The 26,371-nt window shown below is 70.9% G+C and carries 17 protein-coding genes; 6 read left to right on the plus strand and 11 right to left on the minus strand.

Features of this window, described 5'->3' with window-relative positions; genetic code table 11:
- Positions 1–131 precede the first annotated feature (131 nt).
- The 4 genes from ACIQR3_RS26880 (at position 132) to ACIQR3_RS26895 (ending at position 6,973) form a co-directional block, all read left to right on the plus strand.
- Positions 132–2,501: a glycoside hydrolase family 2 protein gene (locus tag ACIQR3_RS26880; protein WP_403543199.1), complete on the plus strand. Its 2,370-nt coding sequence runs from the start codon at positions 132–134 to the stop codon at positions 2,499–2,501.
- A complete protein-coding gene (locus tag ACIQR3_RS26885) occupies positions 2,498–3,529 on the plus strand; it encodes a LacI family DNA-binding transcriptional regulator (RefSeq protein WP_403543200.1) in 1,032 nt (343 codons plus the stop codon). Before ACIQR3_RS26880 ends, ACIQR3_RS26885 begins: the two co-directional genes overlap by 4 nt.
- A 100-nt stretch (positions 3,530–3,629) precedes the next feature.
- Positions 3,630–4,847, plus strand: coding sequence for a thiolase family protein (locus tag ACIQR3_RS26890; RefSeq protein ID WP_403543201.1), 1,218 nt, complete (start codon positions 3,630–3,632; stop codon positions 4,845–4,847).
- Positions 4,844–6,973 carry a 3-hydroxyacyl-CoA dehydrogenase NAD-binding domain-containing protein gene (locus tag ACIQR3_RS26895; protein ID WP_403543202.1) on the plus strand — a complete coding sequence of 710 codons (2,130 nt, stop codon included), beginning with the start codon at positions 4,844–4,846 and terminating at the stop codon, positions 6,971–6,973. The genes ACIQR3_RS26890 and ACIQR3_RS26895 overlap by 4 nt, the downstream gene beginning before the upstream one ends.
- A 75-nt stretch (positions 6,974–7,048) precedes the next feature.
- Here ACIQR3_RS26895 and ACIQR3_RS26900 read toward each other — a convergent pair whose 3' ends face one another.
- Positions 7,049–8,065 (minus strand): hypothetical protein, encoded by a 1,017-nt coding sequence (locus ACIQR3_RS26900; protein ID WP_403543203.1) that lies wholly within the window; start codon positions 8,063–8,065, stop codon positions 7,049–7,051.
- Positions 8,066–8,144: 79 nt separating this feature from the next.
- Here ACIQR3_RS26900 and ACIQR3_RS26905 point away from each other — a divergent pair, with 79 nt between their 5' ends.
- Positions 8,145–8,522 carry an NTP pyrophosphohydrolase gene (locus ACIQR3_RS26905; protein ID WP_403543204.1) on the plus strand — a complete coding sequence of 126 codons (378 nt, stop codon included), beginning with the start codon at positions 8,145–8,147 and terminating at the stop codon, positions 8,520–8,522.
- A gap of 225 nt (positions 8,523–8,747) precedes the next feature.
- Here ACIQR3_RS26905 and ACIQR3_RS26910 read toward each other — a convergent pair whose 3' ends face one another.
- The 10 genes from ACIQR3_RS26910 to ngcE all read right to left on the minus strand — a co-directional run bounded on the left by ACIQR3_RS26910 (position 8,748) and on the right by ngcE (position 22,170).
- Positions 8,748–10,175 carry an ArnT family glycosyltransferase gene (locus ACIQR3_RS26910; protein WP_403543205.1) on the minus strand — a complete coding sequence of 476 codons (1,428 nt, stop codon included), beginning with the start codon at positions 10,173–10,175 and terminating at the stop codon, positions 8,748–8,750.
- 26 nt (positions 10,176–10,201) lie between these two features.
- Positions 10,202–11,698, minus strand: coding sequence for an amino acid permease (locus ACIQR3_RS26915; protein WP_403543206.1), 1,497 nt, complete (start codon positions 11,696–11,698; stop codon positions 10,202–10,204).
- A 139-nt stretch (positions 11,699–11,837) separates the two neighbouring features.
- Positions 11,838–13,760, minus strand: coding sequence for a 1-deoxy-D-xylulose-5-phosphate synthase (gene dxs, locus ACIQR3_RS26920; protein ID WP_403543207.1), 1,923 nt, complete (start codon positions 13,758–13,760; stop codon positions 11,838–11,840).
- A 200-nt stretch (positions 13,761–13,960) separates the two neighbouring features.
- Positions 13,961–15,244, minus strand: a complete 1,284-nt coding sequence (locus ACIQR3_RS26925) for a sugar ABC transporter permease (protein ID WP_215171169.1) — start codon at positions 15,242–15,244, stop codon at positions 13,961–13,963.
- Complete coding sequence (locus tag ACIQR3_RS26930; RefSeq protein WP_403543208.1) at positions 15,241–16,032, minus strand: ATP-binding cassette domain-containing protein; 792 nt, start codon at positions 16,030–16,032, stop codon at positions 15,241–15,243. The genes ACIQR3_RS26925 and ACIQR3_RS26930 overlap by 4 nt, the downstream gene beginning before the upstream one ends.
- A gap of 175 nt (positions 16,033–16,207) precedes the next feature.
- A complete protein-coding gene (locus ACIQR3_RS26935) occupies positions 16,208–17,311 on the minus strand; it encodes a sugar ABC transporter substrate-binding protein (RefSeq protein WP_215171226.1) in 1,104 nt (367 codons plus the stop codon).
- Positions 17,312–17,444: 133 nt separating this feature from the next.
- On the minus strand, positions 17,445–18,656 hold the full coding sequence (locus ACIQR3_RS26940; RefSeq protein WP_403543209.1) for an ROK family transcriptional regulator: 1,212 nt from the start codon (positions 18,654–18,656) through the stop codon (positions 17,445–17,447).
- Positions 18,657–18,792: 136 nt separating this feature from the next.
- Positions 18,793–19,713, minus strand: coding sequence for a carbohydrate ABC transporter permease (locus tag ACIQR3_RS26945; RefSeq protein ID WP_403543210.1), 921 nt, complete (start codon positions 19,711–19,713; stop codon positions 18,793–18,795).
- A 4-nt stretch (positions 19,714–19,717) separates the two neighbouring features.
- On the minus strand, positions 19,718–20,644 hold the full coding sequence (locus ACIQR3_RS26950; RefSeq protein WP_403543211.1) for a carbohydrate ABC transporter permease: 927 nt from the start codon (positions 20,642–20,644) through the stop codon (positions 19,718–19,720).
- A gap of 26 nt (positions 20,645–20,670) precedes the next feature.
- Positions 20,671–22,170, minus strand: coding sequence for an N-acetylglucosamine/diacetylchitobiose ABC transporter substrate-binding protein (gene ngcE / locus ACIQR3_RS26955; RefSeq protein WP_403543212.1), 1,500 nt, complete (start codon positions 22,168–22,170; stop codon positions 20,671–20,673).
- Positions 22,171–22,536: 366 nt separating this feature from the next.
- Between ngcE and ACIQR3_RS26960 the strand changes: the two genes are divergently transcribed.
- A complete protein-coding gene (locus ACIQR3_RS26960; protein WP_403543213.1) occupies positions 22,537–26,343 on the plus strand; it encodes a GH92 family glycosyl hydrolase in 3,807 nt (1,268 codons plus the stop codon).
- Positions 26,344–26,371 lie beyond the last annotated feature (28 nt).

Below are 26,371 nucleotides of genomic sequence, written 5' to 3' on the forward strand. Positions count from 1 at the left end.
GTTGGCCGGTTCCGCACTCTGACAGCGCGTACTGAACCGGTAAAGTCTCGTTTCCGCCAACACTGCTCAGAACATGTGAGCGTCCATACCGTCCATACGACCGTCGCTGTGAACCGGTTAAGGGAGTGTGCATGCTTCAGGCGACACCGCTCACCGAGGGATGGACCCTGCGACACCCCGACGGCGCCGGCGGCACGCTGCCGGCCACGGTGCCGGGCTGTGTGCACACCGATCTGCTGGCGGCGGGACTGATCCCGGACCCGTTCCTGGGCCGCGACGAGACCGAGGTGGCGTGGGTGGGCCGCCGGGAGTGGACGTACGAGCGCCGTCTCGACGCGGGCTCCGGGCACGAGCAGAGCGACCTGGTCTTCGACGGCCTGGACACCGTCGCCGAGATCCTGCTGGACGGCCGGCCGCTGGGGCGGACCCGGAACATGCACCGCTCCCACCGCTTCGACGTCACCGGACTGAGCGGGCGGCTGACCGTACGGTTCGCCTCCGCGTACGCCGAGGCCGAGGCGGTACGGGGGAAGGTGGGCGAGCGTCCGGCCGCGTACGCCGAGCCCTACCAGTACGTGCGCAAGATGGCCTGCTCCTTCGGCTGGGACTGGGGGCCGACCCTGGTGACCGCCGGGATCTGGCGGCCGGTCCGCCTGGAGCACTGGTCGACGGCCCGCCTCGCCCGGGTCCGCCCGCTGGTCACCGTCGAGGACGGCACCGGCGTCGTCGAACTCCGCGTCGACGTCGAGCGCGCCCGCGTGGAGGCGCCGCTGACCGTCGAGGCGCGCGTCGCCGGGGTCACCGCCCGCGCCCAACTGGACGGCACCCACGGCACCGTACGGCTGCGGGTGCCGGACGCGGAGCTGTGGTGGCCGCGTGGGTACGGCGAACAGCCGCTGTACGACGTCGAGTTGACGCTGCTGCACGAGGACGTGCCGTTGGACGCGTGGCGGCGGCGTGTCGGGTTCCGGACGGTGGAGCTGGACACCTCCGCCGACGCGCACGGCACCGGCTTCACCCTGGTCGTCAACGGGGAGCGGCTGTTCGCGCGGGGCGTCAACTGGATCCCCGACGACGTCTTCCCCTCCCGCGTCACCCGCGCGCGCTACCGGGAGCGGCTGGCGCAGGCGGCCGGGGCCGGGGTGGACCTGGTGCGGGTCTGGGGCGGCGGGATCTACGAGAGCGAGGACTTCTACGACGCCTGCGACGAACTGGGGCTGCTGGTCTGGCAGGACTTCCCGTTCGCCTGCGCCGCCTACCCCGAGGAGCAGCCGCTGCGGGGCGAGGTGGAGGCCGAGGCGCGGGAGAACGTCGTACGGCTGATGCCGCACCCCTCGCTGGTGCTGTGGAACGGCAACAACGAGAACCTGTGGGGGTTCCGGGACTGGGGGTGGGAACCGCGGCTGGCCGGGGAGTCGTGGGGCGAGGGGTACTACCTGGGACTGCTGCCGCGCGTGGTCGCGGAACTGGACCCGACGCGGCCCTACACGGCGGGCAGCCCCTGGTCCGGGTCCTGGGACCACCACCCCAACGACCCGGCGCACGGCACGCACCACTCCTGGGAGGTGTGGAACCGGGAGGACTACGCGGCGTACGGGGCGAGCGTGCCGCGGTTCGTGGCCGAGTTCGGCTGGCAGGCGCCGCCCGCGTACGCCACGCTGCGGCGCGCGCTGCCCGGTGAGGCGCTCGCGCCGGACTCCCCCGGAATGCTGCACCACCAGAAGGCGGAGGACGGCAACGGCAAGCTGGCACGCGGTCTGGAGCGGCACTTCGTACTGCCGGACGACGGCGACTTCGACCGCTGGCACTACCTCACCCAGGTCAACCAGGCCCGCGCGGTCGCCGCCGGGATCGAGCACTGGCGGTCGCACTGGCCGGTGTGCGCGGGCACGGTCGTCTGGCAGCTCAACGACTGCTGGCCGGTGACCAGCTGGGCCGCGATCGACGGCGACGGCCGGGAGAAGCCGCTCTACCACGAGCTGCGGCGGCTGTACGCGGACCGGTTGCTGGTCCTGCGGGAGGGCCTGCTGTCCGTGGTGAACCAGGGGGCCGAGGAGTGGGCCGGGACGGCGGTACTGCGGCGGATGTCCGTCGAGGGCGCGGTGCTGGGGCAGGCTCAGGTGGGGTTCGCGGTGGGGCGGCGGGCGGTGGGGCGGGTCGCGGTCCCCGCGGGGCTGGAGCCCGACGGGCCGAAGGAGTTCCTGGTCGCCGACGCCGACGGGCTGCGTGCCCTGCGCTTCCCCGCCCCCGACCGTGACATCCCCTACGTACGCCCGGAGTTCGACGTCGCCCTCGCGCCCGGCGGCGTCACGGTGACCGCCCGCACCCTGGTCCGGGACCTGCTCCTCCAGGCCGACCGGCTGGACGCGGCCGCCCGCGCCGACCGGGGGCTGGTCACCCTGCTGCCCGGTGAAAGTGTGACCATCGGCGTGCGCGGCTGGCGGACTCCCGACGCGCACGCCGCCCGGTCGGCCCTGTACTGCCTGGAGCCCTCTCGATGACCAGCCCCCGCGTCACCATCAAGGACGTCGCCGCCCGCGCCGGCGTGTCCAAGGGGGCCGTGTCCCTCGCCTTCAACCGGAAGCCGGGTCTCTCGGAGGCGACGCGGGACCGGATCTTCCGGGCCGCGCGGGAGCTGGGCTGGGCGCCGGACTCCACCGCCCGGACGCTGGCGGGATCGCGGGTGGACGTGGTGGGGCTGGCGATCTGCCGGCCCGCCCGGCTGCTCGGTCTGGAACCGTTCTACATGGAGTTCGTCTCCGGCGTGGAGAGCGTCCTGACGGAGCACTCCTGCTCGCTGCTGCTGCGGCTGGTGCGCGGCGCGGAGGAGGAGGCGGGGCTGCTGGAGTCCTGGTGGCGGGGGCGGCGGATCGGCGGGGCGATCCTGGTCGACTTCCGGGACGGCGACCCCCGGGTGGAGCCGGTGGAGCGGCTCGGCATACCGGCGGTCGCGGTCGGGCACCCCTCGCTGACCGGATCGCTCACCTCCGTGTGGACCGACGACGCCTGTGCGGTGACCGAGGCGGTGCGGTACCTCGCGGCGCTCGGGCACCGGCGGATCGCCCGGGTGGGCGGCGCGGCGGCGCTCGGGCACACCGCGATCCGTACGGCCGCCTTCGACGCGGCGGCGCGGGCGCTGGGGCTGACCGGGGCCCGGCAGGTCGCCACGGACTTCTCGGGGGACGCGGGGGCGCGGGCCACCCGGTCACTGCTGACGGCACCGCCGGCGGACCGGCCGACGGCGGTGGTGTACGACAACGACATCATGGCGGTGGCGGGGCTGTCGGTGGCCGCGGAGATGGGGCTGCGGGTGCCGGGGGACGTGTCGCTGCTGGCCTGGGACGACTCGCAGCTGTGCCGGCTGACGCATCCGACGCTGTCGGCGATGAGTCATGACGTGCACGGGTTCGGGGCGGAGGTGGCCCGGACGCTGTTCGAGGTCACCGCGGGGAAGGGCGCCGAGTCGCACCCGGTGCCGACGCCGGTGCTGACTCCGCGCGGCTCAACCGCTCCCCCCGAAAAGGTGTGACCTGCGCCGCTGTACCCCCTGGGACTGGGCAGCTACGTTACTGGTAAGTAGCATGGCTTGAGCAAGCGCTCAGCGTCCCGCACCCTGGAGGAGAGCCATCGTGCCTCGTACCGTCAGGGACGTCGTCTTCGTCGACGGCGTCCGCACCCCGTTCGGCAAGGCGGGCCCGAAGGGCATTTACCACGAGACCCGTGCCGACGACCTGGTCGTCAAGGCGATCCGGGAGCTGCTGCGCCGCAACCCGGGCCTCGACCCCAAGAAGGTCGACGAGGTCGCCGTCGCCGCCACCACGCAGGTCGGTGACCAGGGACTGACCATCGGCCGCATGGCCGGCATCCTCGCGGGCCTGCCGCAGTCGGTGCCCGGTTACGCCATCGACCGGATGTGCGCGGGCGCGCTGACCGCCGTCACCACCGTGGCCGGATCGGTCGCCTTCGGGGCGTACGACGTCGCCATCGCCGGCGGTGTCGAGCACATGGGGCGGCACCCGATGGGCGAGGGCGCGGACCCCAACCCGCGGTTCGTCTCCGAGAAGCTGGTCGACGAGTCCGCCCTGTTCATGGGCATGACCGCGGAGAACCTGCACGACCGCTACCCGAGCATCACCAAGCGGCGGGCCGACGAGTACGCGGTGCGCTCCCAGGAGAAGGCCGCCAAGGCGTACGCCAACGGCAAGATCCAGGCCGACCTGGTGCCGGTGTCCGTACGTCGTACCAACTCGGACGTCGGTGAGACGGGCTGGGGCCTGGTCACCGCCGACGAGCCGATGCGGCCGGGGACCACGCTGGAGAACCTGGCGAACCTCAAGACGCCGTTCCGGGTGCACGGCCGGGTCACCGCGGGCAACGCGGCCGGTCTGAACGACGGCGCCACCGCCTCGATCATCGCGAGCGAGGAGTTCGCCCGGGAGAACGGCCTGCCGGTCAAGATGCGGCTGGTCTCCTACGCCTTCGCGGGCGTCGAGCCCGAGGTGATGGGCTACGGCCCGATCCCGGCGACGGAGAAGGCCCTCGCCCAGGCCGGGCTGTCCATCGACGACATCGGCCTGTTCGAGATCAACGAGGCGTTCGCCGTGCAGGTGCTCGCCTTCCTGGAGCACTACGGCATCGCGGACGACGACGCGCGCGTCAACCAGTACGGCGGCGCCATCGCCTTCGGTCACCCGCTCGCCTCCTCCGGCGTCCGGCTGATGACCCAGCTGGCCCGTCAGTTCGAGGAGCAGCCGCACGTCCGCTACGGCCTGACCACCATGTGCGTCGGCTTCGGCATGGGCGCGACGGTCGTCTGGGAGAACCCGCACTTCGAGGGGGACAAGTGAGCACCACCGCTGAGCTGCTGAAGGGTGCGGCCGAGCTGTTCCCCGGCGAGGTCGTCACGCAGGCACACGTACGTCATTTCGACCTCCCCCTCGGTGCCGGGCGCTTCGCGCTGATCACCCTGGACAACGGTCACGACCACACCAAGCCGACCACCCTCGGCCCGCAGTCGCTGGCCAACATCGACGCCGCCATCGACCAGGTCGAGAAGGAGGCCGCGGACGGCGACATCGTCGGCGTCGGCGTCACCGGCAAGCCGTTCGTCTTCGCGGTCGGCGCCGACCTCAAGGGCGTCGAGCTGCTGAAGAGGCACGAGGACGCGGTCGCCATCGGCAAGGGCGGCCACGACGTCTTCAAGCGGCTGTCGAAGCTGGCCGTGCCGACCTTCGCGTACTACAACGGCGCGGCCATGGGCGGCGGCGTCGAGATCGGCCTGCACTGCGCGTACCGCACGGTGTCGTCGGCCGTCCCCGCGTTCTCGCTCCCCGAGGTCTTCCTCGGCCTGGTCCCCGGCTGGGGCGGCTGCACGCTGCTGCCGAACCTGATCGGCGCCGACAAGGCCGTCTCGGTCATCATCGAGAACAGCCTCAACCAGAACAAGCAGCTCAAGGGCGCGCAGGTCCACGAACTCGGCATCGCTGACGCGATCTTCGAGGGCGCCGACTTCCTGGAGCAGTCGCTGACCTGGACGGCGGCCGTCCTCAAGGGCGAGATCGCCGTCGAGCGCCCGGCGATCGACCGCGGTGAGGGCTGGGACCAGGCCGTCGCGCGCGGCCGGTTCATCGCCGACTCCAAGGTGCACGGCGCCGCCCCGGCCGCCTACCGCGCCCTGGACATCATCGCCGCCGCCAAGGACGGCGACCTCCAGGCCGGCTACGACGCCGAGGACCAGGCCCTGGCCGACCTCATCATGAGCGGCGAACTGCGCGCCGGTCTCTACGCGTTCAACCTCGTCCAGAAGCGCGCCAAGCGCCCGGCCGGTGCTCCCGACAAGAGCCTGGCCCGTCCGGTCACCAAGGTCGGTGTCGTCGGCGCCGGTCTGATGGCCAGCCAGCTCGCGCTGCTGTTCCTGCGCCGCCTGGAGGTGCCGGTCGTGCTGACCGACATCGACCAGGAGCGGGTCGACAAGGGCGTGGGGCACGTCCACGCCGAGATCGACAAGCTGCTCGGCAAGGGCCGGATCAACCAGGACAAGGCCAACCGGCTCAAGGCCCTGGTGACCGGCGTGCTGGACAAGGCCGAGGGCTTCGCGGACGCCGACTTCGTGATCGAGGCCGTGTTCGAGGAGATCGGCGTCAAGCAGCAGGTGTTCGCGGAGGTCGAGGCGGTCGCCCCGGCGCACGCGATCCTCGCCACCAACACCTCCTCGCTCTCCGTGACCGAGATGGCGTCGAAGCTGAAGCACCCCGAGCGGGTCGTCGGCTTCCACTTCTTCAACCCCGTCGCCGTGCTGCCGCTCCTGGAGATCGTGCGCGGCGAGCAGACCGACAACGCGTCGCTGGCGACCGCGTTCGCGGTGGCCAAGAAGCTGAAGAAGACGGCCGTCCTGGTCAAGGACGCCCCGGCGTTCGTCGTGAACCGCATCCTGACCCGCTTCATGGGCGAGATCCAGAACGTCATCGACGAGGGCACCCCGGTGGCCGTGGCGGAGAAGGCGGTCGAGCCGCTCGGCCTGCCCATGTCCCCGCTGGTCCTCCTCGAACTGGTCGGCCCGGCGATCGGCCTGCACGTCTCCGAGACGCTCAACAAGGCGTTCCCGGACCGCTTCACCGTCTCCCCCAACCTCAAGGCGGTCGTCGAGGCGGGCAAGCGCGGCTTCTACGTCTACGACAGCGGGAAGCCCGAGCTGGACCCGGAGGTCGCCGCGCTGCTGAAGCAGGGCGACACCGTCCTGACCGAGGAGCAGGTCCGCGACCGGGTGCTGGACGCGGTGGCGCAGGAGATCGGGCTGATGCTCGACGAGGGCGTCGTCGCCGAGGCCCAGGACATCGACCTGTGCCTGATCACCGGTGCCGGCTGGCCCTTCCACCTGGGCGGTGTCACGCCGTACCTGGACCGGTCGGGCGTCGCCGAGCGGGTGAACGGCAAGCGGTTCCTGGAGCCGGGCGTGGCGAGCGTCCCGGCGTAGGCGCAACGCCAGGGGGCGGGCCGAACGCGGCCCGCCCCCTCTCCGTTTCCCCACCGCCCCGGTCCGGGTCCTCGCTCAGACCTCCTGCCAGGCCCGCAGCGCCAGGCCGGGCTCGTCCTTGCGGCGGGTCAGCAGCAGGCGGCCGGTCGACGGGGAGAGGGTCACCGCGACCACCCGGTCCGTCTCGTCCACGGCGAGAGCCAGTTCCGTGTCGTCGGCGAGCGCGGGGCCGGACTCGGTCCACCAGGCGCCCGCCTCCTCCTGCTCGGTCGGGTAGGCCGCGAAGGCCACCCGGCCGCCGGCCGACCGCTGGCCCAGCAGCGTGCAGTCGTGCCCCTCCATGGCGCAGCGCACGGCGACGGCCGGACCGGGGCCCGCGGCGGCGACCAGCGGAACGGGCGCGCCGCCGGGACGCCAGGCGCACAGGGTCCCGGAGCCGTCGGTGAAGAACAGGGTGGTGTGCTCGGCCGAGGTGGCCAGCGCCCGGAGGGTGCCGGGGCGGACGGTCGCGTCGGCCCGCGCGTCCAGGACCGGCCGCGCGCCGGGCTTCTCCTGCCGCCAGTGCAGCAGTACGCCGTCGGCGGCGGCGTACAGCTCGACGAGGCCGGACTCCCCCGTGACGGCGGCGGGTTCCTCCTGGACGTCCGCTCCCCCGAGGTCCTGCCAGGGCTCCCAGCCGCCCTTCTCCTTCTGCGCCAGCAGGCTCATCCCGCCGCCCGCGTTCCGGACGAAGACATGGGCGCGGCCCTGCGCGTCGACGGCCACGGCGGGCGTGCCGGTGCGGGCGCCCTTCTTGTCCGGGTGGCCGACCGGGCTCCAGTCCAGCGGGGCGAGCCGGGGCCGGAAGTGCGTGGAGTGCACCAGCCCGGACTGTCCCCGGCCCGTGGGCCGCCACGCGACCAGATGGGCGTACCTGTCCGCGCCGACGCCGACCGCGAGGCCGGGGCGCAGCTTCTGGTCGCCGCCGATCCGGCGGGGGGCCTCCCAGGGGCCGTCGGGCCCCAGCTCGGCACGGCACAGGATCGCGTCGCCCGACGGCAGATAGACGCAGAGGCGGCCGTCGCGGCCGCGTAGGAGCCAGTCGCCGTTCACCGGTTCACTCTAAGCGGCGCGGCCCGGTCGGCACCGGTCGGGTGGGATCGGGCCGGCCCGGCCGTGGGACCCTGACGGTATGGAGGACAACGCCCCGCTGCTCGTGATCGTCGACGCCGCCAACGTGGTCGGGTCGGTGCCCGACGGCTGGTGGCGGGACCGGCGCGGCGCCGCCGAGCGGCTGCGGGACCGGCTGGCGGCGGACGGGGTGCCGGGGCACGCCGGGCCCGTGGAGATCGTGCTGGTCGTCGAGGGCGCGGCCCGCGGGGTGGCGTCCGTGCCCGGCGTACGGGTGGAGGACGCGCCCGGCAGCGGGGACGACCACATGGTCGACCTGGTCGGGCGGGCCCGCGGGCGGGACGTACTGGTGGTGACCGCCGACCGGGAACTGCGGCGCAGGGTCACGGAGTCGGGGGCAGAGGTCGCGGGACCCCGGACGGTGCGGCCGAAGGGCTGAACCGCCCGGCGCGGGCCTGCTCAGCGGCACCGAAGGGCTGAACCGCCCGGCGCGGGCCTGCTCAGCGGCACCGGAGGACTGAGCCGTCCGACGCGGCCCTGCTCAGCGGCGCCGGAGGGCTGAGCCGTCCGACGCGGGCCCGCTCACTGGCGCCGGAGGGCTGAGCCGTCCGATACGCGGGTCCGCTCAGCGGTGCCGCGGGCATGAGCCGCCCCACGGCCCCGCTCAGCGGCCCCGCGTCCGCACGTACAGCACCGCCCCGTCGACCGTCCCCGCCTCCTCGTAGCGGGCCGCGAGGAGGCGTCGCAGGGTCGGCAGGTGTTCCGGGGCGTACGGGGCGCCGCGCGAGTCGTCGACGATCAGGGCCGGTGGGCGGGCCGTGGTCTCGCGGCGGAAGACGTCCCAGGCGCCCGCGACGGCCTGCCGTTCGCCGACCCGGGCGCCGGAGCGGCCGCCGCTGTGGTTGGTGAGCAGGCCGGCGGTGAGGTAGCGGGTGGCGGGGGCGCGGTCGGCGAGCCAGTACGTCTCCGGGTGTATGCCCCACACGAGGACGCGCTCGTCGGGGCCGGTGGCCCGGGCGGCGGCGTCGGCCAGCCGCCGCGCGTGGTCCAGTTCGGTGCGCGGGGCGAACAGGCCCCAGGTGAGGAACAGCGTGCAGCAGCAGGCCGCGACGAGGACCGCGCGGGCGGTGCGCTCGCGGGGCAGGGCGTGCAGCGCGGCGGTCGCCAGCAGGGTCAGCGGCGGCAGCAGCTGGAGGTAGTAGTGGCCGAAGAAGTGCAGGCCGGTGAGGACCGCCCCGGCCGACGCGGCGAGCCACACCCACAGGCCGGTCCGGCCGGGCGCCCGGCGGACCAGCGGCGGCAGCAGCGCGGCGCAGCCGACGGCGAGAACCGCCGCGTTGCCCAGGGCGCGGGCCAGGGCATGCGTCCAGGAGCCGGAGAAGGAGGCGTAGGAGCCGGAGCCGGTGACCGTCCAGAACAGGAAGCCGGACGGGTCGGTGGCGAGGGCGGCGCCCAGGACGGGAGGTGCGGCGCCCGCCGCCAGCCGCAGCAGGGGGCCGCGCCGGAACCCGCTGAGCCACAGCACCGGCAGCAGGACCGCCGCGCCGGTCTGCTTGGCCAGGAAGGCACAGGCGACGGCGGCCCCGGCGGCGCTCCAGCGGCGGCGGTCGGCGCACCACAGGGCGGCGGCCGTGCCCGGCAGTATGAACACCTCGAACGTGGCGGCCTGGGCGTCCTCGGGGTTGAGGCCGACGGAGACCAGCAGGTACAGCACCCCGGCGGTGCGCCCGGGTCCGTCGTCCCAGCGGCGGCGGGCCAGCGAGGCGAGGAGGGCGGCCGTGGTGAGCTGGGCGAGGACGGCCAGCACGCGTACCGGCGCCAGCGACTCCGAGCCGGTCAGCGCGAACGCGCCCTCGTAGAGCCACGGCACCAGCGGCGGCTTGCGGTCGACGACCGTCTCGTAGAGCCGGCCGCCGTCCGCGAGCAGGCGGGCCTGTACGGCGAGATAGCCCTCGTCGGGGTTCCACAGCGGGCGGGCGAAGGAGGGGAGGCGGGTGAGGCAGGCCAGGAGCGCGAGCAGGGGCAGCAGGCGGGTCCAGTAGCCGCTCCGCGTCCGCGAAGCGGACACGGAGGGTGACGGGGAGAGCGGCACATCCGCACGTTAGCGGCCTCGCGCGGTCACCGGCTGTTGCCGCTCTCCGTCTCGCCGCGGCCCAGCCGGCTGTGGCCGCGGCCGTAGAGGAAGTAGACGACGATGCCGATCGCCATCCAGATCCCGAACCGCAGCCAGGTCTCGGCGGGCAGGTTGAGCATCAGCCACAGCGAGGCGGCCACGGACACGATCGGCAGGACGGGCACCAGCGGGGTGCGGAAGGCGCGGGGCAGGTCGGGGCGGGTGCGGCGCAGGATGATCACGCTGAAGGCGACGATCACGAAGGCGAAGAGGGTGCCGATGTTGACCAGCTCGGCCAGTTCGCTCAGGGAGGTGAAGCCCGCGACGATCGCGATGACGACGCCGAGGAGGATGGTCGGGCGGTAGGGGGTCTTGAACTTCGGGTGGACCCGGGAGAAGAAGCGGGGCAGCAGTCCGTCGCGGCTCATGGCGAAGAAGACCCGGGTCTGGCCGAGCAGCAGGATCATGCAGACGGTGGTCAGGCCGACCGCCGCGCCGAAGCTGATGACGCCGGCGAAGAAGGGGTGCCCGGTGGCCTTGAAGGCGTCGGCGAGCGGGGCGTCCACCGACAGCTCGCTGTAGTGCTGCATGCCGGTGACCACGATGGACACGGCGACGTACAGGATCGTGCAGATGAACAGGGAGCCGAGGATGCCGCGGGGCATGTCGCGCTGCGGGTTCTTGGTCTCCTCGGCGGCCGTGGCGACGATGTCGAAGCCGATGAAGGCGAAGAAGACGATGGAGGCGGCGGTGAAGATGCCCATCACGCCGAAGTTGGCGGGCGCCCATCCGAACAGCAGCTGGATCAGGGGCGAGTGCAGACCGCTGCCCGCCTCGACCTCCTGGGACTTCGGGATGAACGGGTCGTAGTTGGCGCCCTTGACGAAGAAGGCCCCGGCGATGATGACGATGAGGACGACCGCCACCTTGATGGCGACGACGACCGAGGTGATCCGGGCCGAGAGCTTCATGCCGAGGACGAGGATGGCGGTCAGGACGAGGACGAGGGCGGCGGAGAGGATGTCGAAGCCGAAGCCGTCGGCGCCGTCCCGGCCACCGAGGTAGTCCGGGAACTGCCAGCCCGCGTTGTCCAGCAGCGAGCGGATGTACCCCGACCAGCCGACGGCCACCACCGCCGTGCCGAGCGCGAACTCCAGGACCAGGTCCCAGCCGATGATCCAGGCCGGCAGCTCGCCCAGCGAGGCGTAGGAGAAGGTGTACGCCGACCCGGCCACCGGGACCGTGGAGGCGAACTCTGCATAGCAGAGGGCGGCCAGCGCGCAGACCACGCCGGCGACGACGAAGGCGAGGGCGGTGGCGGGTCCCGCGTTGTTCTTGGCGACCGTGCCGGTCAGCACGAAGATGCCGGTGCCGATGACGACGCCGACGCCGAAGACGGTCAGATCGAGCGCGGACAGGGATTTCTTGAGGGCGTGCTCGGGCTCCTCGGTGTCCTGGATGGACTGCTCGATCTTCTTCGTCCGGAAGAGGGTGCTGCTCACGGGACCTCCCACGCTGGTCGCCCTCGGCATGATCGAAGGGGGCGCGGTACGTATGCCCCGGCGGGCGGGGATTCACGCGGACGGGCCGGTCCCGCCACCGCATCGGGTGGCGGGACCGGCCCGTCGGAGCCGCCGCGCGTCAGTCGCGGGTGGCCTCCACCGCTTCGGCGCCGGCCCGCTCGTACCGGCCGTCGAGCTTGGCGACCAGTCCGGTGACCTGGCGGGCGATGTCCGGGGCGGTCAGCCCGATCTCGGCGAGCACCTCGGCGCGGGAGGCGTGGTCGAGGAAGCGCGGCGGGATGCCGAAGTCCCGCAGCGGTACGTCGACGCCCGCGTCGCGCAGGGCCTGGGCGACGGCGGAGCCGACCCCGCCGACGCGGGAGTTGTCCTCGACGGTGACGACGACGCGGTGCCGCTCGGCCAGCGGGGCCATCGCCTCGTCCACCGGCTTGACCCAGCGCGGGTCGACGACGGTGGTGGTGATGCCCTGCTTGTCGAGCAAGTCCGCGATCTCCAGGCACATCGGGGCGAGGGCGCCGACGGAGACCAGGAGGACGTCGGGGTGCTCGGTGCCCGGCTCGCGCAGGACGTCCATGCCGCCGACGCGGCCGACGGCCGGCACGGCGGGGCCGACGGCGCCCTTGGAGAAGCGGACCACGGTCGGCGCGTCGTCGACGGCGACGGCCTCGCGGAGCTGGGCGCGGACCTGGTCGGCGTCGCGCGGGGCGGCGAGCCTGAGGCCGGGCACGACCTGGAGGATCGACATGTCCCACATGCCGTTGTGGGAGGCGCCGTCGGTGCCGGTGATGCCGGCCCGGTCCAGGACGAACGTCACGCCGCACTTGTGCAGGGCCACGTCCATCAGGACCTGGTCGAAGGCGCGGTTGAGGAAGGTGGCGTAGACGGCGAAGACCGGGTGCAGGCCGCCGTGGGCGAGGCCGGCCGCGGAGACGGCGCCGTGCTGCTCCGCGATACCGACGTCGTACACGCGGTCGGGGAAGCGCTTGGCGAACTTGTCGAGGCCGACCGGCTGGAGCATCGCGGCGGTGATGGCGACGATGTCCTCGCGCTCGGTGCCGAGCTTCACCATCTCCTCGCCGAAGACGGAGGTCCAGTCGGCGCCGGAGGTGGAGATCGGCAGACCGGTGTCGGGGTGGATCTTGCCGACGGCGTGGAAGCGGTCGGCCTCGTCGGCCAGGGCGGGCTGGTAGCCGCGGCCCTTCTCGGTGAGGCAGTGCACGATGACCGGGCCGCCGAACCGCTTGGCGCGGGTCAGCGCGGACTCCAGCGCCTCGATGTCGTGGCCGTCGATCGGGCCGACGTACTTCAGGCCGAGGTCCTCGAACATGCCCTGCGGGGCGATGAAGTCCTTCAGGCCCTTCTTGGCGCCGTGCAGGGTGTCGTAGAGCGGGCGGCCGACGACCGGGGTGCGCTCCAGGAGGTCCTTGCCGCGGGCCAGGAAGCGCTCGTAGCCGTCGGTGGTGCGCAGGGTGGCCAGGTGGTTGGCGAGGCCGCCGATGGTGGGGGCGTAGGAGCGCTCGTTGTCGTTGACGACGATGACCAGGGGGCGGTCCTTGGCGGCGGCGATGTTGTTCAGCGCCTCCCAGGCCATGCCGCCGGTGAGCGCGCCGTCGCCGATGACGGCGGCGACGTGCCGGTCCTGTTTCAGGATCTCGTTGGCCTTGGCGATGCCGTCGGCCCAGCCCAGCACGGTGGAGGCGTGGCTGTTCTCGATGACGTCGTGCTCGGACTCGGCCTGCGCGGGGTAGCCGGACAGGCCGCCCTTCATCTTCAGCTTGGAGAAGTCCTGCCGGCCGGTGAGCAGCTTGTGCACGTAGGACTGGTGGCCGGTGTCGAAGAGCACCTTGTCCTTCGGTGAGTCGAAGACGCGGTGCAGGGCGATGGTGAGCTCCACCACGCCGAGGTTGGGGCCGAGGTGGCCGCCGGTCTTGGACACGGCCTCGACGAGGAAGGTCCGGATCTCCTGGGCCAGCTGGTCCAGCTCCTCCAGGCTGAGCCGGTCCAGATCGCGCGGTCCCGTGATGCGGGTCAGCAGCGGCACCCGTGCCTCCTTGCAGTAGAGCTGTTGCCGGGCCTGTCGAGTCTAATGTTCCGCTCCGGTGGTCGGTGTCCGGGCGGTGCGTCGTACGTCACGCGTTCGGCTGTACCCACCACGGGCCCCGGGTATGGCAGGAGCTGTGACACGGCTGTGCCCGGTACCGCCGTTGGTACCGGGCACAGGTCGGTTCAGAAGCGGCGGCGCTAGGCGCGGCCGGCCGTCTTCTGGGTCTTGCGGGTGACCGCGTCGATGACGACCGTGGCCAGCAGCACGCCACCCGTGATCATGTACTGGACCGGGGAGGCGATGCCCTCCAGGGCCAGGCCGTACTGGATGGAGACGATGACCATCACACCGAGCAGCGCGTCCCAGGTGCGGCCCCGCCCGCCGAAGAGGGAGGTGCCGCCGATGACGGCCGCGGCGATGACGTTCATCAGGAACTCACCGGTGCCCGCGCCCTGGTTGGCGGAGGCGATCTTCGACGCGACGAACAGGCCGCCGATCGCGGCGAAGGTGCCGGCGATCGCGAAGACCGAGATCCGCACCAGCTCCACGTTGATGCCGGCCCGGCGGGACGCCTCGACGCTGCCGCCGAGCGCGAACACCTTGCGGCCGTAGGCGGTGCGGCGCAGCACGAAGTCGGTGAGCAGCAGGAACGCCAGGAAGATCACCACGGCCAGCGGCAGGCCCTTGTACTGGTTGAAGACGAACGCCACGACGAAGGCGAGCACCGCCAGCAGCACCGTACGGACGACGATCTCGCTCAGCGGCCGGGAGGGCACCCCGGCGGCCTCGCGGCGGCGGTTGCCGAAGTACGCGGAGAGGAAGTAGCCCGCGGTCACGACGACCGCCAGGCCGTAGGCGGCGGCCACGTCGCTGAAGTAGTAGCTGGTCAGGTTGACGACGATGCCGTCGGCGTCCAGGTTGATGGTGCCGTTGTCGCCGAGTATCCGGAGCATGAAGCCCTGCCAGAACAGCAGGCCGGCCAGGGTGACGGCGAAGGCCGGGACGCCGATGCGGGCGAAGACGAAGCCGTGGATGGCGCCCGCCACGGTGCCGGTGAGGACCGCCAGCACCAGGGCCAGGATCTCGTTCATCCCGTGCGTGATGTTCAGCACCGCGAAGGTGGCGCCCGCGACACCGCTGACCGAGCCGACCGACAGGTCGATCTCGCCGAGCAGCAGGACGAAGACGATGCCGACGGCGATCAGGCCGGTGCCGACCATGGCGACCGACATGTCGGAGAAGTTGCCGGCGGTGAGGAAGTTGGAGTTCAGGCTGGTGAAGATGGCCCAGATGACCAGCAGGCCCACGACGACCGGGAGGGACCCGAGGTCGCCGGCCTTCATCTTGCGCTTGAACTCGCTCCAGTAGCCCGCGAAGCCCTGTTCGCGCACCAGCAGGCGGGGGTCGACCGCGGGGACCGCCGCGGCGGCGGTCTTCTCCGCCGGCTCGGTGGCGGCGGCGGAGGTCTTGTCGATGCTCACTTCTGGATCTCCCCATTGGTGCGCGCCGCACGACGGGTCACGGCGTTGTCCGTGGCGCCGGTGATGGCGGAGATGATCTCTTCCTGGGAGGTCGACTTGACCTCGAAGATGCCGTTGTTGCGGCCGAGCCGCAGCACGGCGACCTTGTCGGCGACCGCCTTCACATCGGCCATGTTGTGGCTGATGAGGATGACGGCGTGGCCGCGCTCGCGCAGCCGCTCGACCAGGTCGAGGACCTGGGCGGTCTGCTCGACGCCGAGGGCGGCGGTGGGCTCGTCGAGGATGACCAGCTTGGGCTCGCCGAGCATGGAGCGGGCGATCGCCACGACCTGGCGCTGACCGCCGGAGAGCGAGGCGATCGGGATGCGGACGCTGGGGATGCGGATGGAGAGCGTGTCCAGCAGCTCGCGGCTGCGGCGCTCCATCTCCACCTCGTCCAGGACGCCGCGCTTGCGGATCTCCCGGCCCAGGTAGAGGTTGCCGACGACGTCGATGTTGTCGCACAGCGCGAGGTCCTGGTAGACGGTCGCGATGCCCAGGTTCTGGGCGTCGTGCGGCTTGTTGATGGTGACGGCCCTGCCGTCCCACTCGATGGCGCCTTCGTCGATGGGGTGGACGCCGGCGATCGTCTTGACCAGCGTGGACTTTCCGGCACCGTTGTCGCCCACCAGGGCGACCACTTCACCGGCGTGGACCTCAAGCTCTACGTCGGTGAGCGCCTGGACGGCACCGAACCGCTTGGAGACCCCGCGCAACGCCAGCACGGGCGTAGCGGACACGTGAACCAACTCCTTCGCCGCCTGACCCGGCGGGAGGTTGTGCAGAAGTTTGGGGGGTGGTCCGTCCGGCGCCCCGCCTAGCTCGCGGGGCTGGTGTGTGCGGGGCGCCGGAGGAACTGGGGCAGCCGGTCCCGGGCGCGTGTCGCGCGCCGCGGGAGACGGAGCTGCTCAGGGGCGGGGCTGCTTAGCTGAGGCCGGCCTTGGAGCAGGCGGAGGCGTACTTGCCGGCGCAGATCTCGTCCACCGTGTAGAAGCCTTCCTTCACCACGGTGTCCTTGATGTTGTCCTTGGTCAGGGAGACGACCGGGACCAGGACGGTCGGGATGCCCTTGGTGGTGGCGCTGTCGGACTCGCTGGTGGCGAGGGAGTCGAGCGACTCGCCCTTGGCGAGGGCGACGGCCATCTCACCCGCGGTGGCCGCCTCCTGCGGGTAGGACTTGTACACGCTCATGTACTGCTCGCCGGTGAGGATGCGCTGCACGCCGTTGAGCTCGGCGTCCTGGCCGGTGACCGGGATGTCGTCGATCCCGGCGGCCTTCAGGGCGGTGATGATGCCGCCCGCCATGCCGTCGTTGGCCGAGTAGACGCCGATGATCTTGTCCTTGCCCAGGGCGGAGATGGCGCCCTCCATGTTGGCGTTGGCGTTCTCCGGCTTCCACTCCTTGGTGTCGTAGGAGCGGCCGATGTTCACCTTGCCCTTGAGGACGGAGAGCGCGCCCTCCTTGAACTGGGCGGCGTTCGGGTCAGTGGAGGAACCGTTCATCATGACGATCTGGCCGTCCTTGGCCTTGTCGCCCAGCGCCTCCAGGAGCGCCTCGCCCTGCGTCTTGCCGACGGTCACGTTGTCGAACGAGGTGTAGGCGTCGATCGGGCCCTCGGCCAGGCGGTCGTAGGCGACGACCGGGATGCCCTGGTCCTTGGCCTTCTTGATCGAGCCGGCGATGGCCTTGGAGTCGACCGCGTCCACGATCAGCACGTCGACCTTGTTGGTCACCATCGTGTCGACCTGCTGCGCCTGCTGGCTGGCGTCCTGCTTGGCGTTGGCGTAGATGACCTCGCCCTTGTTGTTCGTCAGCTCCTTGACCTTCTTCTCGATCAAGGGCTTGTCGAACTTCTCGTAGCGAGCGGTCTGGTTCTCGGGAAGGAGCAGGCCGACCTTGATCGCGTCGCCCTTCTTGGCGGAGTCGTCCGACGAGTCGGCGTTGTCTCCGGACTCCTTGGCGCTGCCACAGGCGGCGAGTGAGACGGCCATCGCGGTGGCGGCTACGGCAACGGCGGCACGACGCATACGCGTGTTCACTTCAGAAACCTCCCTGACGAGGCCGCGTCGTTGCGGCCGAGGTGGCTGGAAGTCAACTCGGCCACACGTGCGACGTCAAGAAGTAAATCCTTAACGAGATGGCAACGGTGCCATCCGTTCTCTAAGTGAAGACGGGGGCCGCGGTGGGCAGACCGCCGGCCGCGCTGCCGTCCAGCAGGGTCGAATCGCCCATCTCGCTCAGGGCGAGGGCGAGCGCGCCGAGCACCTCGGCACGGCCGCCAAGTGCCCCAGGAAGCACGGAGAGTTGGCGTCCGGCGCTGGGGATGGCGTAGCGGCCCACGGACTCCCGGATGGGGCCGAGGACCAGCTCGCCGGCCTCGGCGAGGTCGCCGCCGAGGACGACCCGGCTGGGGTTGAGCAGGTTGCAGAGGTTGGCGACGCCGCTGCCGATGTGCCGGCCGACGTCGGCGACGACCCGGCGGCAGCCCGGGTCGCCGTCCCGGGCCATCCGCACCACGCCCTCCATCGTCAGACCGGTGCCGTGACTCGACCTGAGCAGCGGCAGCACGTACCGCGCGGCGGTGAAGGTCTCCAGGCAGCCGCGGTTGCCGCAGCGGCAGACCGGGCCGGCCTCGTCGAGGGTGATGTGCCCGATCTCGCCCGCCGTGCCGCCGGGTCCCCGGTAGATCTTGCCGTTGATCACCAGCCCGGCTCCGACGCCGCTGGCGACCTTGATGTACGCCAGGTCCCGCACCCCCCGGCCGCTGCCCCAGACCAGCTCGCCGAGGGCGCCGAGGTTGGCGTCGTTGTCGACGTGCACGGGCACGCCGAGCCGCCCCCGCAGCTCCTCGGCGGGCCGGGTGCCGCTCCAGCCGGGCAGGATCGCGGTGGACCCCAGCGTGCCGGACTCCACGTCGATCGGGCCGGGCACGCCGAGGCCCACCCCGGCGATCTTGGACCGGTCGACGCCGGTCGCCTCGATCAGCCGGCTGACCAGCTGTTCCGCCCGGTCGAAGCCCTGGGCCGAGGAGGCGTCCACGTCCAGCGGCTCGGACTCCTCGGCCAGCACCTGGTGGGCGAGGTTGCCGACCGCCACGCGCAGGTGGGTGTGGCCGAAGTCCACACCGATCACGATCCCGGCGTCCCCGCTGAGCGAGACGCTGCGGGCCCGCCGGCCGCCCGCCGAGGTGGGCGTGACCTCGACGGTCCCGCCGTCCTTCAGCTCCCGGACGATGTTGGAGACGGTCGCCGCGGACAGCCCCGTCGTCCTCGCGATCTCCGCCTGCGTGAGCGACCCGGCCAGCCGTACGGCGCGTACGACCCTCTCCAGGTTGGCTCGGTGCAGCGACGACTGCGACCCCGGAGTCTCCACGACGACCTCCTGCGCCGGGGCCGCGTCGACGAGGCCCCGTCCATGTCCAACTAGTGAACTCTAAGCTGAGCCGTTCGGGTCGCCTCCCGTCAAGAGGTTGAACCGCATCCGGGTGCCCGCGCCCTCCGCGCGGCCGTCACTTCAGGGCACCGGCGGTCAGTCCCTGCACCACCTGCCGCTGGAAGAGGATGTACGCCGCCAGCACCGGCAGCATCGCCATCACCAGGCCCGCGAACAGTCCCGACCAGTCGCCCTTGTACCCCTGGCTGACCGCGAGCTGCACCAGGCCCTGGGTGAGGACGTGCTGGTCGGGGTCGGTGTTCAGCACGGTCGGCAGCATGTACTGGTTCCACTGCCCCAGGAAGTTGAAGATCCCCACGCTGATCAGCCCCGGCTTGGCCATCGGCAGCATGACCTGGAAGAACGTCCGGGTGTGCGAGGCCCCGTCGACGAACGCGGCCTCCGCCACCGAGGTCGGCAGGGTGCGGAAGAACGCGGTCAGGAAGAACACCGTGAAGGGCAGCGAGTAGGCGATGTATACGAGGATCAGCCCGTGGACGGTGTTCAGCAGCCCCAGGTTGTCCACCACGTAGAACAGGGGCACCAGCGCGAGCATGATCGGGAAGCTCATGCCGCCGACGAACAGGAAGTAGACGAACCGGTTGCCGGGGAAGTCGAACCGGGCCAGGACGTAGGCGGCCATCGAGCCCAGCACCAGGGTGCCGGCGAGCGAGCCGCCCACCACCAGGACGGTGTTGAGGAAGTAGTCGCTCATGTGGGCCTGGGTCCAGGCCCTGGACCAGTTGTCGAAGTGCAGGGTGTCCGGCAGCGACCAGGGCGAGCCGAAGATCGAGGCGTCGTCCTTGAAGGACGTCATCACCGCCCACACCAGCGGCAGCACCACCATGATCGCCCAGATGACGAGGACGCCGTGGGAGAAGACGTCGAGGGCGCCGCCCTCCTTCCTCGGTTCCGGCTCCTTCCTCGGTTTCGGCTCGTTCTTCGGTGTCGGCTCGTTCTTCGGTGTCGGCTCGGCGGGGGTGTCGGTCGTCTTCATCGGTTCAGTACTCCAGCCGCTCGCGCCGGCCCAGCCGCATCACGACGGCCGCGAAGGCCAGGGTGACCACGAGCAGGGCGACGCCGATGGTGGTGGCGTAGGCGGCCTGACCGTCCCGGAACGCCTTCTGGTACACGTACAGGACCATGACGGTGGTCGAGTAGTCCGGTCCGCCGGGGCCGACGGTCATGATCTGGACGACCGCGAAGGACTCGGCGCCGAGCGCGAGGATGCCCATGTAGACCCAGCCGGACTGCACGGTGTCCCACAGCAGCGGCAGGGTGACCCGGAAGAACGTGGTGAAGCGGGTCGCCCCGTCCAGCAGCGCGGCCTCGTACAGCTCCGCCGGGACGGAGGCCATGCCGGCGGAGAAGAGGACCACGAAGAAGCCGACCGTGGACCAGACGAGGACCGCCATGACACACCACAGGGCGAGGTTCGGGTCCCCCAGCCACAGCGGCTGGACGGAGTCCAGGCCGATCCCGCGCAGCAGGGAGTTGACCGCGCCGCTGTCCGGGTTGTACGCGAACTGGAACAGCAGGGCGACGATGGCGATCGACAGCACCTGCGGGAAGAAGTAGACGATCTTGTAGAAGGCGGAGCCGCGGACCCCGGAGACCACCGGGCCGCCCTTCCGCCTCCGGCCGCCGACGTTGATCATGAAGGAGAGGAAGAGCGCCAGGCCGAGCGTCACCAGGGGGACGAGCAGCGCGAAGAGCACGCTGTGCCACAGCGACTTCCAGAAGACGTCGTCGTCGAGCATCCGCGCGTAGTTGTCGAAGCCGACCATCTCGAACTCGGGACTCAGCCCCGTCCAGTCGGTGAACGAGTAGTAGATGGACTGGACGAACGGCCAGACGACGAAGAGGGCGTAGATCCCCAGCGGCAGCGCCAGGAACCCCGCGATGAACCGGTACTTGCCGTGCTGCATTGCCAACCGACCCCGATCCGGCGTCCCTACCGATGCTTGTAGTGCTTGATCGACGAGTCCTTGGCCGCGTCGTCGGCGTAGCCCTGGATCTTCTTGACGGCCTCGGCGGGGGTGAGCCGGCCGGCCATCATCTCGCCCAGGCCGCCGACGCCGATCTGCTCCTTCTGGAGCTTCACGTACCAGTCCTGGAGGCGGGGGTTGACCACGTTGTCGCCGGCCAGTTCGAGGGCCGCGACGCCGGACTTGAGGCCGGGGGTCAGCTCGATGCCGTCGGTGCCGCCGTTGTAGGCGGAGAGCGACTTGACCTTGGAGGTGAAGTTCTTCGAGGAGGCCTCGCTGAGCATGATGCGCAGCTGCTCCATGCCGCCGGTGCCGTTCTTCGCCTTGGCGGGGACGATGAACGGCTCGCCGCCGGAGGCCCAGAGGGTGCCGAAGGGCAGCTTGTCGGAGGAGTCCAGCCCGGAGGGGGCGGATACGGTCACCTCGAAGCCGTCGGGGATGACCTTGGCCGACTCGTTCTCCACCCAGGAGCCGTTGGGCAGGAACAGGGCGTCGCCCTTGGCCCAGGCGGTCTGCGACTGGATGTGGTCCAGACCCGGGGTGCCCCGGAGGACGTACCCCTTCTTGTACAGCTCGTAGTACGCCTCGAAGCACGCCTTGACCGCCGGGTGCTTCCAGGCGTTCGGCTCCAGGTTGTCGATGGCGTCCAGCACCTCCACGCCGCCGACCTTGGCGATCATCGGGTAGAGCGAGAAGGGGAGGTAGTACGGGTACTTGCCCGCGTACGTCCAGCCCGCCATGCCCTTCTTCTTGGCCTTGGCGCAGAGGGCGAGCATCTCGTCCCAGGTCTTCGGGTATGCGGCGTCCAGCGAGTCCAGTGCCTTCTGCGAATACCAGACGCCGTAGACGGTGTAGGCGTAATAGAAGATCCAGACCTGGTCCCCGTCGAACTGGCCCATTTCCACGATGCCGGGGCGCAGGGTGTCGCGGACCTTCTTGTCCGGGTCGTCGTAGGAGGGGGCGTCGAGCAGGGGGGTGAGGTCGGCGAGCTGCTTCTTTCCGACCAGGACGCCCATGTCCATCTGTTCGGCGCCGGAGTTGTCGATGAGGTCGGGCGGGGTGCCCTGGTTGAAACGGGGCTGGAGGGTGGACTGGATCTTCTGGGTGGCGGAGAACTTCACGGTCGCGTCGGGGAAGTTCTTCTCGTAGACCTGCACCGCGTCCTCGGCGTACTCCTTGCCGAATCCACCGTCGAAGAGGACGAATTCCAGCTGGGCGCTGTTGTTCACGCCGAGCGGGTTCTCGGCGGTCTTCTCGCCCGCCTCCGCCTTGTCCTGGTCGTCACCGCCGCCACCGCTGGCACAGGCGGACAGGAAACTCATCGTGGGGACGGCGAGCAGACCGAGCGCGGTGGCCCTCTTGATCAGGTCGCGGCGGCCGGTGCCCGCGCGGGTACCGGCGCCGTCGGCGGGCGCAGTGGCGTTCTCGGCGGTGGTACCGGTGTTCTCGGCGGAAGTGGATCCCATTGCTCAAGTCCTCGCCTTCTCCAGGACTCAGGCGGTGAACCGGATCCTCCCGGCACCGCGTTCGGTCTCGCTGGGTCGTGCAGGCCGTGCGGATCTCGCGTCTTCACAACGCTCCGGTGGCCGACAGGTATAGTCCACTTCCCGTCGCCGGGGCAAGATCGAACGCAAGGTTGGCCACGGGTCTTTTCCGAGTTGAGATCTGGCGGACATGTGAGAGGCCTGTGAGCAGCTTGCCGGAAAAATCCGCGACATAAACCACGAACGCCGCTACCAACACCCTTGACATCACTTGCCACTTGACCCACTACTGGACCCTGCGCACACGATTTGACAACGTTGTCCGGCGTGCAGGGAGGGTCCTGGGAGATGCAGCGCAGAACTCGGCACAGATGGGGTCCGGCGGTCGTGGTGACGACCGCTTTCGCACTGGCGGTGGGCTCGCAGGGCGCGGCGGTCGCGCTGCCGCGGGCGGCCGCCGCGCCGGACCGGGAGTTCACGTCCTCGTTCGAGGCGGACGACCCGGCTCCGGACTGGCTGAACACCGTCGACACCGGCCCGGACGGCGAGAAGCGCGCCGCGGGCGTGGACGGCGGGTACAGCACCGGCATCCCCGGCAACGTGAGCGGTGACGTCACGGGCGTGCGGGCCAGCGGGGAGAACACGGGCGGCGGCGAGGTGAAGGAGAACCTGGCCGACACCGAGCCCTCCACCAAGTGGCTGACCTTCGCGCCCACCGGCTGGGTGGAGTTCGACCTGAAGGCACCGGCCCCGATCACCCGGTACGCGCTCACCTCCGCCAACGACCACGAAGAACGCGACCCGGTGGACTGGACGCTCAAGGGGTCGGCGGACGGCGAGCAGTGGACGACGCTGGACACCCGCTCGGGCGAGTCCTTCCCCGAGCGGTACCAGACCAAGACGTACGACCTGGCCGAGACGGCCGAATACCAGCACTTCCGGGTGGAGTTCACCAAGAACAACGGAGCCGGCGACGCCCTCCAGCTGGCGGACGTCCAGCTGTCCACGGGCGGCAGCGAGGTACCCGCCCCCGAGGACATGCTCTCCCTCGTCGACGAGGGCCCGACCGGCTCCCCGACGGCCAAGGCGCGCGCGGGCTTCACCGGCGAGCGGGCCCTGCGCTACGCCGGCCGGCACACGGCCGACGGCCGGGCGTACTCGTACAACAAGGTCTTCGACGTGAACGTCAAGGTCGACCGGCGCAGCGAACTCTCCTACAAGATCTTCCCGGCGATGGCCGACGGCGCCCTCGACTACGACGCCACCAACGTCTCCGTCGACCTCGCCTTCACCGACGGCACCTACCTCAGCGGCCTCGGTGCCACCGACGCCCACGGCTTCCCGCTCACCCCGCGCGGACAGGGCGACGCGAAGATCCTCTACGTCAACCAGTGGAACGCGGTGCAGTCGGGCATCGGGTCGGTCGCGGCCGGCAAGACGGTCGACCGGATCCTGGTGGCGTACGACTCCCCCAAGGGCCCGGCGAAGTTCCGGGGCTGGCTGGACGACGTGTCGATCGAGCGGGCCGAGCCCGAGAGGCCCAAGGCCCACCTCTCCGACTACGCGCTGACGACGCGCGGCACCAACTCCAGCGGCAGCTTCTCGCGCGGCAACAACTTCCCCGCGACGGCCGTCCCGCACGGCTTCAACTTCTGGACGCCGGTGACCAACGCGGGGTCGCTGAGCTGGCTGTACGAGTACGCGCGCGACAACAACGACGACAACCTGCCGACGATCCAGGCGTTCAGCGCCAGCCACGAGCCGAGCCCGTGGATGGGGGACCGGCAGACGTTCCAGGTGATGCCGTCGGCGGCGTCCGGCACCCCGGCCACCGGCCGGGAGGCCCGCGAGCTGCCGTTCCGGCACGAGAACGAGACCGCGCGGCCGTACTACTACGGCGTCACGTTCGAGAACGGCCTGCGGGCCGAGATGGCGCCGACCGACCACGCGGCGATGCTCCGCTTCACCTACCCCGGCGACGACGCGAGCGTCGTCTTCGACAACGCCACCGACGAGGCGGGCCTGACCCTGGACGAGGAGAACGGGACCTTCACCGGCTACTCGGACGTGAAGTCCGGCGGCTCGGCGGGCGCGACCCGGCTCTTCGTCTACGGCGAGTTCGACAAGAAGGTCACCGGCGGCGGCTCCAGCGGCGTCAAGGGCAGCCTGACCTTCGACGCGGGCGACGACCGCACGGTCACCCTGCGCCTGGCCACCTCCCTCATCAGCGTCGACCAGGCGAAGGACAACCTGCGCCAGGAGATCGGCGCGCGCACCTCCTTCGAGAAGGTGAAGAAGGACGCCCGCGCGCAGTGGGACCGGATCCTCGGCAAGGTCGAGGTCGAGGGCGCCACGCAGGACCAGCTGACCACGCTGTACTCCAGCCTCTACCGGCTGTACCTGTACCCGAACTCGGGCTTCGAGAAGGTCGACGGGGAGTACAAGTACGCCTCCCCGTTCCAGCGGATGCCCGAGCCGGACACCCCGACCCACACCGGCGCGAAGATCGTCGACGGCAAGGTGTACGTCAACAACGGCTTCTGGGACACGTACCGGACGACCTGGCCGGCGTACTCCTTCCTCACCCCGCAGCACGCCGGTGAGCTGGTCGACGGGTTCGTTCAGCACTACAAGGACGGCGGCTGGACCTCGCGCTGGTCCTCCCCCGGCTACGCGGACCTGATGACCGGCACCTCCAGCGACGTCGCCTTCGCCGACGCGTACGTCAAGGGCGTCGACTTCGACGCGGAGGCGGCGTACGAGGCGGCGCTGAAGAACGCCACCGTGGTGCCGCCGTCCTCGGGCGTGGGCCGCAAGGGCATGGAGACCTCCCCCTTCCTCGGCTACACCCCCAGCGAGACGCACGAGGGCCTGTCCTGGGCGCTGGAGGGCTACCTCAACGACTACGGCATCTCACGGATGGGCGCCAAGCTCTACCAGGAGACCGGCGAGAAGCGCTACAAGGAGGAGTCCGCCTACTTCCTCGACCGCGCCCAGGACTACGTCAACCTGTTCGACGAGCAGGCCGGCTTCTTCCAGGGCAAGGACACCTCGGGCAAGTGGCGCGTGGACTCGGAGAAGTACGACCCGCGCGTGTGGGGCTACGACTACACCGAGACCAACGGCTGGGGCTACGCCTTCACCGCCCCGCAGGACAGCCGGGGCCTGGCCAACCTCTACGGCGGACGCTCCGGCCTCGCCGACAAGCTCGACGAGTACCTCTCCACCCCGGAGACCGCCTCGCCCGAGCTGAAGGGTTCCTACAACGGGGTCATCCACGAGATGGTCGAGGCGCGCGACGTCCGGATGGGCATGTACGGGCACTCCAACCAGGTCGCCCACCACGCCCTGTACATGTACGACGCGGCCGGGCAGCCGTACAAGACGCAGAAGAACGTCCGCGAGGTGCTCTCCCGCCTCTACACCGGCAGCGAGATCGGCCAGGGCTACCACGGCGACGAGGACAACGGCGAGCAGTCGGCCTGGTTCCTCTTCTCCGCGCTCGGCTTCTACCCGCTGGTGATGGGCAGCGGCGAGTACGCCATCGGCTCCCCGCTGTTCACCAAGGCGACCGTCCACCTGGAGAACGGGCGCGAGCTGGTGGTCAAGGCCCCGAAGAACAACGCGAAGAACGTCTACGTGCGGGGGCTGAAGGTCAACGGGCGCTCCTGGAACTCCACGTCCCTGCCCCACTCCGTGCTCGCCAAGGGCGGCGTCCTGGAGTTCGACATGGGGTCGCGGCCGTCCTCGTGGGGCACCGGCAAGAACGCCGCGCCGGTCTCGATCACGACCGGTGACGAGGTACCGACGCCGCGCGCGGACGCCGTCTCCGGTGACGGCGCCCTGTTCGACGACACGTCGGCGACGGAGGCGGCGGTGACCTCGGCGGTGGACCTGCCGGTCGCCGAGGGGACGAAGGCGGTCCAGTACACGCTGACGTCCCCGAAGGACCGCACGTCGGCTCCGGCCGGCTGGAAGCTGGAGGGCTCGGCCGACGGAACGGCGTGGCAGACCCTGGACGAACGGTCCGGGGAGTCCTTCGCCTGGGACCGGCAGACGCGGGTCTTCTCGGTCAAGTCGCCGGGGACGTACGCGAAGTACCGGCTGGTCTTCACGGGTGAGCCGACGGTCGCGGAGATCGAGCTGCTCGCCTGAGTCCGGGCGGCGGACAGGAGGGCCCGCC

Source organism: Streptomyces sp. NPDC090994 (genome assembly GCF_044768905.1).
In the GTDB taxonomy this organism is placed as follows: domain Bacteria; phylum Actinomycetota; class Actinomycetes; order Streptomycetales; family Streptomycetaceae; genus Streptomyces.